At 45.6% G+C, this 14,712-nt stretch carries 13 protein-coding genes; 2 read left to right on the plus strand and 11 right to left on the minus strand.

The window, feature by feature from the left end:
• Nucleotides 1–14: 14 nt before the first annotated feature.
• The 6 genes from AC1VYS_RS22200 to AC1VYS_RS22225 form a co-directional block, all read right to left on the minus strand.
• Complete coding sequence (locus AC1VYS_RS22200; protein ID WP_123066285.1) at nt 15–530, minus strand: adenine phosphoribosyltransferase; 516 nt, start codon at nt 528–530, stop codon at nt 15–17.
• A gap of 37 nt (nt 531–567) precedes the next feature.
• Nucleotides 568–2,976 (minus strand): single-stranded-DNA-specific exonuclease RecJ, encoded by a 2,409-nt coding sequence (recJ, locus tag AC1VYS_RS22205; RefSeq protein WP_482911504.1) that lies wholly within the window; start codon nt 2,974–2,976, stop codon nt 568–570.
• A gap of 40 nt (nt 2,977–3,016) precedes the next feature.
• Nucleotides 3,017–3,976 (minus strand): cation diffusion facilitator family transporter, encoded by a 960-nt coding sequence (locus tag AC1VYS_RS22210; RefSeq protein ID WP_482911505.1) that lies wholly within the window; start codon nt 3,974–3,976, stop codon nt 3,017–3,019.
• 73 nt (nt 3,977–4,049) lie between these two features.
• On the minus strand, nt 4,050–4,958 hold the full coding sequence (secF, locus tag AC1VYS_RS22215; protein WP_482911506.1) for a protein translocase subunit SecF: 909 nt from the start codon (nt 4,956–4,958) through the stop codon (nt 4,050–4,052).
• Nucleotides 4,948–6,198 (minus strand): protein translocase subunit SecD, encoded by a 1,251-nt coding sequence (gene secD, locus AC1VYS_RS22220; protein WP_482911507.1) that lies wholly within the window; start codon nt 6,196–6,198, stop codon nt 4,948–4,950. Before secD ends, secF begins: the two co-directional genes overlap by 11 nt.
• Nucleotides 6,199–6,289: 91 nt before the next feature.
• Nucleotides 6,290–6,529 carry a post-transcriptional regulator gene (locus AC1VYS_RS22225; RefSeq protein WP_145332921.1) on the minus strand — a complete coding sequence of 80 codons (240 nt, stop codon included), beginning with the start codon at nt 6,527–6,529 and terminating at the stop codon, nt 6,290–6,292.
• 246 nt (nt 6,530–6,775) lie between these two features.
• Between AC1VYS_RS22225 and AC1VYS_RS22230 the strand changes: the two genes are divergently transcribed.
• Nucleotides 6,776–8,428 carry a putative polysaccharide biosynthesis protein gene (locus AC1VYS_RS22230; protein ID WP_482911508.1) on the plus strand — a complete coding sequence of 551 codons (1,653 nt, stop codon included), beginning with the start codon at nt 6,776–6,778 and terminating at the stop codon, nt 8,426–8,428.
• A gap of 2 nt (nt 8,429–8,430) precedes the next feature.
• Here the strand turns inward: AC1VYS_RS22230 and AC1VYS_RS22235 are convergent, their stop codons facing one another.
• Nucleotides 8,431–9,177: a YetF domain-containing protein gene (locus tag AC1VYS_RS22235; RefSeq protein WP_482911509.1), complete on the minus strand. Its 747-nt coding sequence runs from the start codon at nt 9,175–9,177 to the stop codon at nt 8,431–8,433.
• A 181-nt stretch (nt 9,178–9,358) separates the two neighbouring features.
• On the opposite strand from AC1VYS_RS22235, the gene AC1VYS_RS22240 reads away from it, so the two are divergent.
• On the plus strand, nt 9,359–9,754 hold the full coding sequence (locus AC1VYS_RS22240) for a TIGR04086 family membrane protein (RefSeq protein ID WP_482911510.1): 396 nt from the start codon (nt 9,359–9,361) through the stop codon (nt 9,752–9,754).
• Nucleotides 9,755–9,852: 98 nt separating this feature from the next.
• Here the strand turns inward: AC1VYS_RS22240 and yajC are convergent, their stop codons facing one another.
• The 4 genes from yajC to AC1VYS_RS22260 form a co-directional block, all read right to left on the minus strand.
• The gene (gene yajC, locus AC1VYS_RS22245; RefSeq protein ID WP_154888523.1) at nt 9,853–10,164 is read right to left on the minus strand and encodes a preprotein translocase subunit YajC; all 312 of its coding nucleotides are present in this window, start codon (nt 10,162–10,164) and stop codon (nt 9,853–9,855) included.
• Nucleotides 10,165–10,231: 67 nt separating this feature from the next.
• Nucleotides 10,232–11,368 carry a tRNA guanosine(34) transglycosylase Tgt gene (gene tgt, locus AC1VYS_RS22250; protein ID WP_342552499.1) on the minus strand — a complete coding sequence of 379 codons (1,137 nt, stop codon included), beginning with the start codon at nt 11,366–11,368 and terminating at the stop codon, nt 10,232–10,234.
• A gap of 33 nt (nt 11,369–11,401) precedes the next feature.
• Entirely contained in the window at nt 11,402–12,430 is a 1,029-nt protein-coding gene (gene queA / locus AC1VYS_RS22255) for a tRNA preQ1(34) S-adenosylmethionine ribosyltransferase-isomerase QueA (RefSeq protein ID WP_482911511.1), read from the minus strand.
• A gap of 57 nt (nt 12,431–12,487) precedes the next feature.
• Nucleotides 12,488–14,590, minus strand: coding sequence for a SpoIID/LytB domain-containing protein (locus AC1VYS_RS22260; protein WP_482911512.1), 2,103 nt, complete (start codon nt 14,588–14,590; stop codon nt 12,488–12,490).
• Between the last annotated feature and the right edge of the window lie 122 nt (nt 14,591–14,712).

The raw sequence follows: 14,712 nt of genomic DNA on the forward strand, positions 1-14,712 counted from the left end.
AGCTAGTGTCACGTTTAGTAGTTCATCAACGTAAACACATTCATATTCTCAGGCAATTTACCGCGCCCATTCAAATCCGTTAATTCAATCAGGAATGCAGCACCTACCACATTGCCGCCCAATTGTTCAATCAAATTGATGGAAGTAGCGATGGTACCACCCGTTGCGAGCAGATCATCTGCAATCAGGACATTCTGCCCTTTCTCGATCGCATCTGTATGCATTGCAAGTGTATCCTTGCCATATTCGAGATCATACCCTGCTTCGATTGTCGCTCCAGGCAATTTTCCACTTTTGCGAATTGGAGCAAAACCAACACCAAGTGCGTAAGCAAGTGGGGCGCCCACAACGAAACCGCGTGCTTCTGGTCCAGCAATGACATCAATTTTGAGTTCAGAAACCATCTGTTTCAGTTCATTGATTGCATTGCGGTACATTTCTCCATCTTTCAACAATGTTGTGATGTCCTTGAAGCTGATTCCCGGTTGTGGAAAGTCAGGAATGACACGAATATACTCTTTAAAATCCAAAATAATCTCCTCCTAAAATAAATACACAAACTTCCATCTAAGATACGCCCTTCATCCGGGATACCATCCATTGTGTCAACTGAGGTGTGGATGCATCCAGCATCACCTGTTCAGTCTCAGCCATGTTTTCCAGCGCCTGATAATGACGTGCCGAAGTTAAATCACGTTTTGGCGGGTTGTTCGCAACCGTAATTTTGCCGTCCTTCCGAGTAATAAAGGATAGCTCCTCGAATACATCAAGCATCATCGTGATCATACGCGTAGAACAACCACACTGACGACTGAGCACAGGAATTATCTCTTGTTCCTCCACGGGCTCCGCTTTCCATTTGAACACCAGCATATAAATACGCTTGAACAGTTCCCTGGAGGGCATCTGAAGTCGGTCTCGACGGTTGCCTGATCCGTGCAGAAGGATGATATTCTCGGCTCCGCTGAATAAAGCCAGCATTGCATCAAGTTGTTCCGGAGTTTCCGGCGTATCAAACACAAATAACGTCCGGACTTTTTCCTGCCCATACTGCTCTGCAGCAGCATTACACGGAAATAACCCGACCCTTCTATCATATACCCAAAGGCACGGTTCATACAATGAATTTCCCTCAGAAACATTCGTTTCTTTTCGAACAATTGCCCCGATGGAACCCGCTTTATATCGCAGATGCACGTCCAGTGCGCTCAGAAAGTGCTTCATTGCGTTTAACGGCTCAGGATGTCCACGCATATCAAACACCTGAGCTCCAGGAACCTGAATGTCCTGAAGCATCATCTGCGGCTTTCTCATTCCATTCCATTCGTTGATGGAAAGCTCTCCCATCACATCAATGACAGAACCCGGAGAGAGAAATTCAGCCAGTGCTCCCTTGCCGAAAGCAACTGTTTCCAATTGCTGTCCGTCTTGTTCCAGAACCAGCTTCAAATGACGTTTTTCCCGCCCCATAGTTCTGGTTTCCTTGACAGTTACTTTTCTCAATACAAAACGTGGGGATGGATTGCTCATACCAAACGGCTGCAATCTGTCAATCTCCTGAATCACCTTGAGTGGAACATCACTGATCCTGCATTCATCATCAGCCAGACGTTGAGGCATAAAGTCCTCCTCTGTCAGTACCGTTGCGGCAAATTCATTTAGACCCGCCTCAAGCTCTTCCAATTGATCACGATGCAAAGTCATTCCTGCAGCTGCAGGATGTCCGCCATAATGATCCATACTATTTTTGTTCGCTGTTAGTGCCTCATAGATATCAAGACCCTCGATGGAACGTGCAGAGCCTTTGCAGACGCCACTGTCGGGATCAATGCCCAGAATTAGTGTTGGACGATAATATCGATCCAGTAATTTAGAAGCCACAATGCCGACTACACCGACGTTCCAGCCTTCACCCGCCAGTACGATCACATCCGGCACAGATCCGGAACGTTGTTCAATTTTCTGTTCCAGCTGTGCTGTTGCTTCCTGTAAAATGCCCTCTACGACTTGTTGCCGCTCTCGATTCAGTAGATCCAGCTGTCCCGCAAGGGTATGGGCCTCATCCAAATCTTCCGTTGTGAGTAGTGAGACCGCTCTTCCGGCATGATCCAATCGACCGCTTGCATTAATACGTGGAGCCATGGCAAAAGCAATATTAATGGAAGTCACTTGGCTCTGATCTACACCACTAATCTCCAGCAAAGCACTGACTCCAGGCAGTTTGGAACCTCGCATGGATTCGATCCCGTAACTGACAATCACTCGATTCTCACCTTCAAGCGGCATCAAATCAGCCACGGTTCCAATAGCTGCGATCTCCATCCACTCACCCGGCACTTCACCAATCAGTGCTTGAGCAACCTTCAAGGCTACACCTGCCCCGGCGAGACCCTTGAACGGATAAGGACAGCCTGGCAGTTTCGGATTAATCAGCGTGTATGCCTCAGGTAAAATCCCAGGGGGTTCATGGTGATCCGTCACAATGACTTCAATCCCCAGCGTTGCAGCATAAGCAATCTGTTCTACAGCGCTGATTCCCGTATCGACAGTAATAATCAACGTAACACCCTGCTGATGAGCCCAGTCCAAAGCATGGTTATGGAGACCATAGCCTTCGTTCGACCGATGAGGAATATAAATATCGTATGATGCTCCCAAATGACGCATTAGATGAATCATGAGTGACGTGCTGGATACTCCATCGGCATCATAATCTCCATAAATTAAAATATGTTCTTCTCGTTCCAGTGCCAACTTGATTCGAGGAACTGCTTCACTCATACCCAGAAGCAGATAGGGATCATGCATCTGATTCAAATCAGGATGCAAAAAGCGTTCTGCTTCCTTTTCATTGTGCACACCCCGGCTGGCAAGCAAACGTCCAACGAGAGGGGAAACGGAAAGCGCCTGCGAAAGTCCCGCAGCCGCCTCCAGATTGATATGTGGTGTATTCCACTGATATTGCGAATAAAGCAACGATAACGCTCCTTTCCTGATCTACGAGACCTTTGCGTCATTACTGAATTAATGTCGCTTCATGATCGGGCAGTTCATGATTGGATTTATAAGGATATCCAGGATCATAAGGTATGGCCTGAATCTGAACTTCTTTTACATGACTGAAACGAGTTAACAATAACGCCTTTGCCCGGTTCGCAATTTCTTGCGCCTCCAGAATGGAGATTCTGGGATTTACACTAATAACTAACTCAATGGTAACATCATGTTCCTGCTCCCGTGCAACCAAATGTTCAATCGTGATAATGCCATACACCCGTTGTACGGTTTCCTTGTAGTCGGTAGCATCCTCTTGCTCAAGTTCTTGAATAAGCGAACCATAAACCGTGTCTACAATCATTCTGTATCCTTTATACAAAATGAAACCTGCAGCAACAAGCGCAGCGGTTGGATCAAGATATAATAGCAGGCTCAAACCTGTCTCTTCTCCAGCCATCGCGCCGATAATGCCAATTAATACTGTAAGCGAACAATAAAGTGCACGGCGGTGTTGCAGAGCATACGACATCGCCTGGGACTGATTTCGTTTACGGAAATATCGATACTGAAACTGAAAAATAGCTTCTTTCACAGCAAGAGCTGCAACAGCAACCAAAAGAACAGACTTTCCTGGTGCTTCAAGCTCACCGCTCGATAAGCTACTTAAGGCAGAAATAGCCAGTTGAAGGCCTCCCATCAAAATAAGCACTGCTAGGAGAACCGTCATGCCGGGTTTTGCGGCCCGTGCATGTTCTTTTAGTCGTTCCTTGTGTACCTTACCTCTGGAATGTACAGATCTTGAGGGAAAAAGAGCAACCAGGGAGGAGGCAGCCTCTGATGCAGAATACAGGCCGTCAGCCAGCAATGATTTGCTGTTTGCCATGTATCCTACTCCTGTTTTGATGACTGCAAGTGCCATATTTCCGACGATACCGCTCCATGTAGCCGCGTATGCGGATCGGCCAGCTTCTCTTGTCATGTTGATTCCCCCTTAATTCTGTACTTAACGCTGCAAAACCGCGCCTGGCAGACGCGGCTTTACATTCCGATGTTTAGTTAGAAGCTTTTGCCGCTGTTTTAGGTTTGCTAATTTGTTTACCTTTAAGCACCAGCCAAAGTGGAGCAGCGATGAAGATTGAAGAATAAGCACCGAACAATGTTCCGATTACCATGGCAAGGGAGAACATACGAATGGACTCTCCACCAAAGATGAACAAACAGATTGAAGCGGCAAATACCGTGAACGTTGTATTCAAGGAACGAGTCATCGTTTGAGCCAAACTTTGATTTACAACCTCGCGCAACTCCGCTTTGGTAGTCTTCTTGGCAAAACGAAGATTTTCCCGAATCCGGTCAAAGATAACGATCGTATCGTTAATTGAGAAACCAACGATGGTCAGTACCGCTGTAATAAAGGTCAAATCCACTTCCAGACGGAAAATGGAGAATACACTTATAACAACAAAGGCATCATGGAAGAGTGCAATAACAGCTGCAAGACCAAAGCGCCATTCGAAACGGATAGCCACATAGATCATAATCCCGATACTCGCAATGAGAACGGCATAAATGGCGTTGCGCTCCAGTTCCTTCGCCATCTCCGGATCAACGGTGTTGACCTCATAAGAAGCTTTGGAATCGAGCTTGCTAAATTCCTGTTTGAATTTACTCTCCTGATTTTCGTCCAATACATTGGAAAAACGAACATTGACCCGATCCGCGCCCGGTGTGATGTGTACATCACCCTCATCGACACCCATTTCCTTGATGATCGGATTAACTTGCTCTGTAGTAATCGCTTTGGATACGGAAATGTCAACATTTGAGCCTGCACGGAAATCAACAGCGTAGTTCAATCCCAAGCCAAGAATGCTGACAATTCCCGTAATTGTAAGAATAATTGAAAAGATATAGGCAACCTTACTGCCCTTTATATAATCATAGTTCCAATTAAAGCGCACGAATTTCACTCTCCTTCACACCGAAATACTTAGGCTTCTTGACTACGTTACCCCGTACAAGCAAGGTTAACAGGAAGCGGGAGAAGAAAATATTCGTGATGATACTGGTTACAATGTCGAAAATCAGTACGAGTGCAAAGCCTTTAACCGCACCAGTACCCAAGAAGAACATTACAGCTGCTGCTATAATCGTCGTGATATTGGAGTCGATAATCGTACGGAAGGAGTGTTTGCTTCCCGCCTTAACGGATGACAAAATGGATTTGCCGCTACGCATCTCTTCCTTAATCCGTTCGTACGTAATGATGTTGGCATCAACCGCCATACCTATACCCAGGATGAAGGCTGCGATACCCGGAAGGGTAAGTACAAAATCTCCAAGATAGAAAATGGCAAGTACTAACCACGTATGGGTGATCAGTGCAAAACTAGCGATGATACCAGGTATGCGATACAATCCAATCATAAAGATCAGAATGATGACAGAACCAATCAAACCGGCTTTGATCGTCTGATCCAGAGACAACTTACCAAGAGTTGCGCCTACGCTTTGGGAGTATTTCTCCGTAAGTTTCAGCGGCAGTGCGCCCAGGTTAATCGTATCACGAAGCTGATTCGCTTCTTCACGTGTGTAGGAACCTGAGATTTGAGCAGATCCGTCGGTCAATTGCTGTTTAACTTCTGGTGCAGAAAGCAACTGATCGTCCAGATATATTGCTAGAGGTTGTCCGACCAAACGTTTCGTAATTTCAGAAAACTTGGCTTTGTCTTTCACTTTAATGTCGATCATTGGCTGGTTCAAATTTGTGAAAACAACCTTAGCCGCATTTTCGACAAACTCATTACCCCGGAGTTCAATTTTAGTGAACTCGCCATCTTTGTCATCTGGCGCTTTACTCCGGAATGTCAGAACAGCGGGTTCTTTCATTTTGGCTCTAACCTCAGCCTCATCCGTAACCCCTGCCAGTTTCAACCGAATTCGGTTGTTTCCTTCCGTAGTTACTTCCGGCTCACTTGTTCCGAGCGCATTGGCACGGCTTTCGAGGCTTTTGGCTGTTTGCACCAAGGAAGCTTTGCTGAGTTGTTGCCCTGCTTCGAGCGGCTCTGCTTCATATAAAATCTCGTAGCCTCCTTTTAAATCAAGGCCCAATTTTATATTTTTGAGCAGCTCCGGGCTTGTACCCACCATAACCCCTGTGGTGACAAGCACAACCAGAATGAAACTGATAATTCTTTTCATGCCGTTCCTAGATCCCCTTTCGTTCTCAATATTCCTATTATAGCGATGCCGTAAAAAGCAGTCAATTTTCAACAAAAAAGATCCCTTTCGTCTAGAAAGAGGACCCCCGGTATGCAGACACCGTCATAAAGTTCATAAAGCTTGTTGCTTTCAGTGACAATATGTCGTTCACCAGTTGGTGAAGCGGTGGAATACCCTGTTTTTCGTATTTATGACTGACGCAATTCCAGACATCTTTGCTGGTGACATATTCGTAACCGACAAGCCTTAATTCCTCTGCCTTACTTCGACAGAGTATCTCTATTGACTGTTCCAACTCCACATCATTCATTTCTTCCAACGGGGAGCCTCCCTTCATACATCCGAGCCTTTATGCGGCATCAATACTACATCATTCGACCTCACCCTTTCATATTCCTTCTTCTCGTTTATGGTTCTTTTTGTTAATCGTGTCCAAGTTGTCATGAGATGATGAAAGAACGGCATAGGATGAAGTACAACGGCTTTGTCCCAATGAGGATAACTAATCCCATCAATGAGGATAACCTGTACCTTCAACCGGGAAAGAGGGGTAGTTTTGAAGAAACAGACATTTATTCAGGGGGCCATGATCCTGCTCGCAGCAGGTATCATCAACCGGATTCTTGGCTTCATTCCACGTATCGCACTGCCACGAGTCATCGGTGCAGAGGGTGTAGGTATCTATCAACTGAGCTATCCCTTTTTTATCGTACTGGTGACGCTGATTACCGGAGGTATTCCTCTAGCTGTGGCCAAGCTTGTTGCTGAAGCCGAAACAGGTGCCAACCGTTATTCACCCCAGCGTATTTTGCAGATCAGCCTTAGCTTCACGCTCACTCTCGGTGTCGTTTTTATGTTTCTATGCATCCTGTTTGCCCCTTGGATCACCCAATATGTCCTCACGGATGAGAGAGTATATCATACGTTTGTTAGCATGAGTCCCATGATTGCTATCATTGCAGTTTCAGCGGTATACAGGGGATATTTCCAAGGTAAGCAAAATATGATGCCTACAGCGATCTCATCCATCACCGAAACGATCATCCGCATCATTTTTGTCATCTGGTTTGCATGGTTGTTGCTACCGAAAGGAATTGAACATGCGGCCGCTGGAGCAATGCTTGGTGCCATGGTTGGGGAACTGGGGGGAATGCTCGTTCTGCTCTGGAATTATGCAAGGTATAGAAAGGAACAGGAACTTCCTCTATCCAGGCAAAAAATACAGCTTCCCTCGCCCTCATCGAAGTCTGTAACAGAAGCTAATTCCAATTGGCAGGAAAACGCCGAATTCTCTACAGCGGCTGTTCCTTCTCAGAAAGGATTAATCCGTCGTCTGCTGGCCATCTCTATTCCTGTTACAGCTGGTCGTCTTGTCGGCTCGCTATCTTATCTCGCTGAAACGATCGTAACAGCCCAGAGTCTCGCCATAGCCGGTATTGCCAAAGGGCTGGCTACAGCACAATATGGTGCATTACAAGGGATGGTAATCCCACTACTGCTTCTCCCTGGAGCACTGACCTCATCTCTCGCAACATCACTCGTCCCTTCCTTGTCTGAAGCTTCCGCAAAGGGTGATCGTGCGCTCATTCATAAAAGAATGCATCAGGCTCTAAGATTAGCTCTAGTCACGGGAGCGCCGTTTTCTGTCTTTATGTATGTGCTTGCCGAACCGATGTGTCTGCTGCTCTATGATGATGCATCGATTGGAAGCATGCTAAAGTTGATGGCCCCGTTTGCTTTGTTCATCTACATTCAAGCACCGCTTCAGGCAGCGCTGCAGGCCCTTGATCGTCCAGGCAAAGCTTTGCTCAATACATTTATCGGGGCTGTTATCAAAATTTCTTTAATTTTAATGTTGGCCTCGCAGCCCGAGTATGGCATTTTTGGAGCAGTCATTGCCATCTGTATCAACTCGATGGTTGTTACCCTACTACACGCACGTAGTGTGCGTCATTTATTAAATTTTCGCTTCAAGTTGATGGATTGGGTTAAAACAGGATTCGGCATGTTGATTATGGGTGCTGCGACCTTGCTCATCTATGAGCACACAGCTGCCCAGATTCCATTTTGGCTGCGAATGATTATAGCACCAGCGGCAGGTTTGCTCGTATACTTTCTCATTATGGGCCTCACCAAAATGATAGATTTTCATGATCTGTCCCGCGCTCCGTTCATTGGTTCTTGGTTTAAACGGCGCTCTGACAAATAGATTTATTTTTTGTCCTCCCGAGCGCTGATATATAACTTGCCATTATGGTCAATCGAACATATAAACACATCTTTGAAATCATGGATGCCTTTTTGCTGAATTTGATTTTTCAGCCAGAAACGTGTTTTCTCGATCATCTCCAGATTCTCATCCTGCACTTTCCCGTCCATAATCAGCGGTACGGGTAAGCCCTCATATTTGATATTGGGAAAACCTTTCAATTTGATACTATTCTTTTTACTGGGCGACGCATGGCTAGATCCCGATTCGGAGGAATCCCCTTCAGAACTTTGATCTTTCGGAAAAACAGTCAGCTTGCCCGTTGTCTCTAAGAGCGCAAAATCTACATCACCTATGCTATCGATGTTCTGCTCCCGTAATTGGAGCAACAGGTCATCCAAATTATAACGTTGTTTACGCATTTCATCCCGATGAAGCTTACCTTTAGAGATTAAAACTGTAGGTTTTCCATCAATCATCAAACGAAGTTTGCGACTTTTCAAGCCGATAAAAGCCATGCCAATCTGCATGATAATGACAGTCATCATTGGAGCAATACCATGAGAGAGTGGTTTTTTAATATCCTCAATGACAAAAGCAGCCATTTCTGCAAGCATAATTGATACGACCAGATCAAACATGGAGAGTTTGCCGATCTCACGTTTGCCCATAATTCGGATCGCGCAATAAACCAGAAAATACATGAGTATGGTTCGATATATATGTGGGCCGATATCAGTGAAATTCATGACAGGTACCTCCTTCGAATTTCAGCATTTAATCAGATATCTCAAGTGCAATCCCTATTTTGACCTGAACCTGACATGCTCATGCAGAAATAAACCGTTCATTTAATGGAAATCAGTTCATAAGTGAGAAGGCTTGACCATAGACTGTAATAATTTCAAACTTGTACAAGGGGGTTGCTTCATGCAATTGATTCGCCGCTTGTTTTCATTTCGGGTGTCTAATCCAATTTTGTCTGGTCTCTATCATGCTTTTATCTGGATGTTTATCGGCGCGTTGGTCCTTTCTTTCTTCCTATGGATGAGTGGCTTACGAGAACAGGAACTCTCCACGTATACCTATGTGATTCATGGTTTGTCACTGCTCATTGGTGGTTTTATTGCGGGCAAACGGGCTGGTGAGAAAGGATGGTATTACGGTGGCATTACAGGCATCGTTTATGGGCTTCTGGTGCTCCTCATTGGATTCCTAGCCTTGGACGCTTCGTTTAACTGGAAAGACAGCCTGCAGCTGCTTATTGCATTCCTGCTTTCTGCTCTTGGTGGCATCTTTGGTGTTAACACACAACGCTCATCGTAAATTGACTCCCACAAAAAAAGAGAACCGGATCTGCTTCAGATCCGATTCTCTGTTCGGGAATATGCGGGTGCATATTCTCATTCTCATCATGTATACAATTATTCAGCCGTTTCACGACTTACTGCACTGCTGATGGCATTGCGGTCAAACGTAAGCTTGGTAACATCGTTTACACGTAATACCACTACGTCATCCGTAATTTCAGCAATCGTGCCGTGAAGCCCACCGATGGTTACAATTTTATCGCCTTTTTTCAGCTGGCCCAACATTGCATTGCGTGCTTTTTGCTTTTTGTTCTGTGGGCGAATCATCAGGAAGTAGAAAATCGCTACCATTAATACCAAAGGTACGATCAACGAAAAAATTCCACCACCAGGATTTGCAGCTTGAGCAGTCATTGCTTGAAACATCAAAACTCCCCCTTATCGACTATACGTACAGTTACTGCTTGTTGCATAGGCTCCGCAAAAACCTCAATTAGAAACCTTTGTCATTGTCATGCAGACCATATTGATCGAAAAATTCATCCCGGAAATCAAGCAAACGATCTTCCATTATAGCTTTACGCACATTGCGCATCAGGTTCTGTAGGAAATGAAGATTATGGATCGTTGTCAGACGTAAGCCAAACGTTTCATCTGCTTTGATCAGATGGCGCAAATACGCTCTGGAGTAGTTGCGGCAAGTGTAACAATCACATTCCGGGTCAAGTGGCCCAAAATCGGTTGCAAACTTGGCATTGCGAACGACCAGACGTCCCTGGCTTGTCATCGTTGTTCCGTTACGGGCAATTCGGGTCGGCAACACGCAGTCAAACATGTCCACTCCACGAATCGATCCCTCAATCAATGCATCGGGCGAACCTACCCCCATCAAATACCGTGGTTTATTGGAAGGCAACAAAGGCACCGTATAATCCAATACACCATACATCAAATGTTTCGGCTCTCCAACACTCAGTCCACCAATAGCATACCCCGGAAAATCCATGGAAGTCAAATCAGCCGCGCTTTGACGACGAAGATCCTCGTGCATGCCGCCCTGTACGATGGCAAACAAGCCTTGATCATGTGGACGAGCATGACTTTCAAGACAACGCTCCGCCCAGCGGCTTGTTCTTTCTAGCGATTTTTTGACGTATTCATATTCAGCTGGATAAGGAGGACATTCATCAAACGCCATCATGATATCCGATCCTAGCGCGTTCTGAATTTCCATAGCCACTTCCGGCGAAAGGAACTTTTTGTCTCCGTTCAGATGGGAGCGGAAATGTACGCCCTCTTCGGTAATTTTACGCATCTCACTAAGGGAAAACACCTGAAATCCACCGCTGTCTGTCAATATCGGCCGATCCCAATTCATAAACTTGTGCAATCCGCCAGCTTGACGGATAATTTCATGCCCTGGTCTCAGAAATAAGTGATAGGTATTGCTCAGAATAATCTGAGCATCCATTTCTTTCAGTTCTTCAGGACTCATCGTTTTTACTGTTGCCTGTGTGCCTACTGGCATAAAGGTCGGTGTTTCAATGACTCCATGAGGTGTATGCACACGTCCCAGACGCGCACCAGATTGTTTACACGTTTTGATATGTTCGTAAGTAATTGCTGCCATTGGTTATAATCATCCTCTAAAGTTAATCGTTAATTAATAAATCAACATTGCATCGCCAAAACTGAAAAAGCGGTATTGTTCCTTGATCGCTTCCGCATAGGCATGCATGATATGCTCTCTACCTGCAAGTGCACTCACAAGCATTACTAGTGTTGATTTAGGTAAGTGGAAATTCGTCAGCATTCCGTCAATGACCTTGAAAGAGTAACCTGGGTAGATAAAAATGCTCGTCCAGCCACTGCTTTCCTGCAACACACCATCTTCGAATTTACTGCCTACCGTCTCCAGCGTTCTGCAACTGGTCGTACCCACAGCAAAAACTTTATTGCCACGCTCTTTGGTTTGGTTAATCAGATCAGCCGTTTCCTGTGATAAAGAATAATACTCCTCATGCATAACATGATCCTCAACCATGTCAACAGACATCGGTCTGAAGGTGCCTAATCCAACGTGCAGAGTAATAAATCCAATATTCACACCTTTAGCACGAATCTGACCCAGCAACTCATCGGTAAAGTGTAAACCTGCCGTTGGTGCAGCGGCAGAGCCTTCGTGTTTCGCATATACCGTCTGATAACGCTCACGATCGTCCAGCGTCTCCTTGATATAAGGAGGTAGCGGCATTTCGCCCAGACGATCCAAAATCTCCTGAAAAATGCCATTGTACTCAAATGTTAACGTACGTGCTCCCATCTCGCCCACTTCATTAATGACAGCTTTTAATTCATCACTAAATACAATCACAGCGCCAGCTCTCAGCTTTTTCCCAGGCTTAACCAATGCTTCCCACTTGTCACCTTCCACATTTTTAAGGAGCAGAACTTCGGCTTTAGCTCCCGTGTCCTCTTTGGTACCAAACAAGCGGGCAGGCAAAACACGAGTATCATTCAAAATCAGTGTATCCCCTGGCTCCAGAACGTTGATAATATGAGGAAAATGGTGATGAGCAACCTCACCCGTCTTTTTGTTCAAAGTAAGCAATCGAGAAGCCGTGCGATCAAGCAACGGAGTCTGGGCGATTAATTCCTCTGGTAATTCAAAATCATATAAGTTCACATTCATGTTCTATTCATTCCTTAATGCATTGATATTCTTTTTATTCCTTGACATCATTGTCTTTTATTCCTTAACAATCGTCGCGTTTTGATAATAGTGTTTCAATATCGTCTGGTAATCATACCCTTCATCAGCCATACCTTTGGCTCCCCATTGAGATAAACCAAGTCCATGGCCATTACCCTGGCCGATGAACATAAAGGTCTGACCTTGTGTCACTGCTCTCGCTTGACCATCTGCACTCATTACAACCAATGCATTGCTGGAAGAGTTGCCCGTACCTGAGGCAGATAATACAGACGCACCCTGTGATCCGGTTTTGCTGACTTTTTGGCCGTCAGCGCCTAATACAGTATAACTTCCGGTGCCTGCAATATCAAATAAAGTGCTGGGTAATCCGCCGAGTGCAGAGCGATAGGTGTCAGCATATTTGACTGTTAACGGCTGACCGTTAGCCGTAACTTCAAGGGCTCTCCCCGATGGCCCACGCTTGGTTACTTCCAGCGTTGAGATAGAGGATGGAGCGGTTGTAGTGGTTTTACCTTGCAACGTCTTGACCAGTTGAGCCGAAGTAAACGGCCCTCTCACCCAAGCGTAGTCATTGGATTGAGCCACTTTTGCCAATACAACAATCTCTGTGCCGGGATTAATTTTGGCAACCGGTTCAACATTGGATTGAATGAGAGGGATGGGTCTTACATTTGTATTTTGAGCGGTTACTGTTGCTTTCGAGAGTCCAGCAGCCGTCTTTGTTGTCAATTCTTTTATATTGTCCTCTCGGATATATCCGCTCAGACCTGAACTCAATAGAACATGATACCATGTATGCAGTCCAGCCTGGGCAGACAGATCGCCATGACTCTCTACATTGGTAAATACGCCTGCCCCACCGTTCCAAACTTCAGAAGGATGAGCAGTTTGTCCCCCAGCATTAGATGAAAATACAGCTTCTACAATTTTGTCACCACTTTTAATTACTTCTCCAGCTGTTGCATCCACCGCACTGGTTACTTTGTCGTTCTCGGAATTCATGCCGTTATACGCCTGACTCAACGTTGTATCCACAACATTGGCGATCTTGAAACGCTCTCCCTGCTGAAGTGCATAGGAACGGGCAGCTACCGCCTGCACTTTAAGTGCTTCAGCCGGCCAGGAAGAATACACTTCTGCGCCAACCACCGAGTATAGATATTGTTCCAATGGGACAACGTTAACCAAAGCTAGATCTCCGTTAACGATGCTGATCTCCATATCTCCGCGATATGTCCGCTGAGAGCGCTCCACAACTTTAATACCGGTGCCACTGCCCTGCACCAAAACTTTGGAATCTGTACCTGCAATCGTGTAATGTGGAGATGTTTTAATAGCATCCATACTCAATCCAGCATCCTGGCGAATGATTAAACCCGCACTGTTACCTACAGAAGAGAGGCTAATGCCAGCTACGCTTGCTTCCACACGCTGCTTTAGCGTGGATAACTCCGCCGCAGATGCCGCTTCGCCTACCCATACCATATAGGTTTGACTGCTTCCATCTAGCTGCAGCACCGGATAAGCTGTGAATCCTGCTGATAGCAAATTTGCCTGCACTGCTTCTGCTTCCTGAAGAGAAGGGTACGTGCCCGCAGATAAACGGTCGCTTCCTGTCACAATCGGCTGTTGTCCCTCCAATTGAGCTGCTGCCGTCTTCTGCACTCGTGTAATGGCTTGTCCCGCAAGTACTGCTGTTCCATAATTGCCTGTGTATAGCTGATAAATCGTTTTGCCATTGAACGTCGCTGCAAACAGCAAAGGTTTATCAGCGGTAGCCTGAAGTAATTTCACTGCAGCTGCGGCTGTTTTGAAATCAGCAGTCTCCAATACTTTTACGCGAAATCCATCTGCACTAAAACGTGCTTGCCCGGATGGGAGATTTATATTCGACCCTCCTGTAGCCTGAAGCCCCCAAGATCCTGTTGATTCAAGTGTAATCAATGGTGTTGTTGATTTATATGTGCTCCCCAAATTCGCAAACATAGCTACCCGAATCAACTGTCCATCGTTACCTGCCGCGTAAGCAGACACTTGTAGACAGCCAAAAGTCAACAGAACAGCCCCCAGTACCTTCAATCGACGACTCCATTTCTTCGTACGTATTGCTTTTCCCACAATCAGGCTCCTCTCCATGCATATCTTTCATTTATATCGGTCAGATTCTCTTGAGATTTCAACTTCAATCTTAACGAATTCCATTTTTGACTCATATCCAAACTATATCATCTTCGTCATTTTATTGTCCCATAGTTCTC

It is taken from the genome of Paenibacillus sp. G34 (assembly GCF_056856875.1).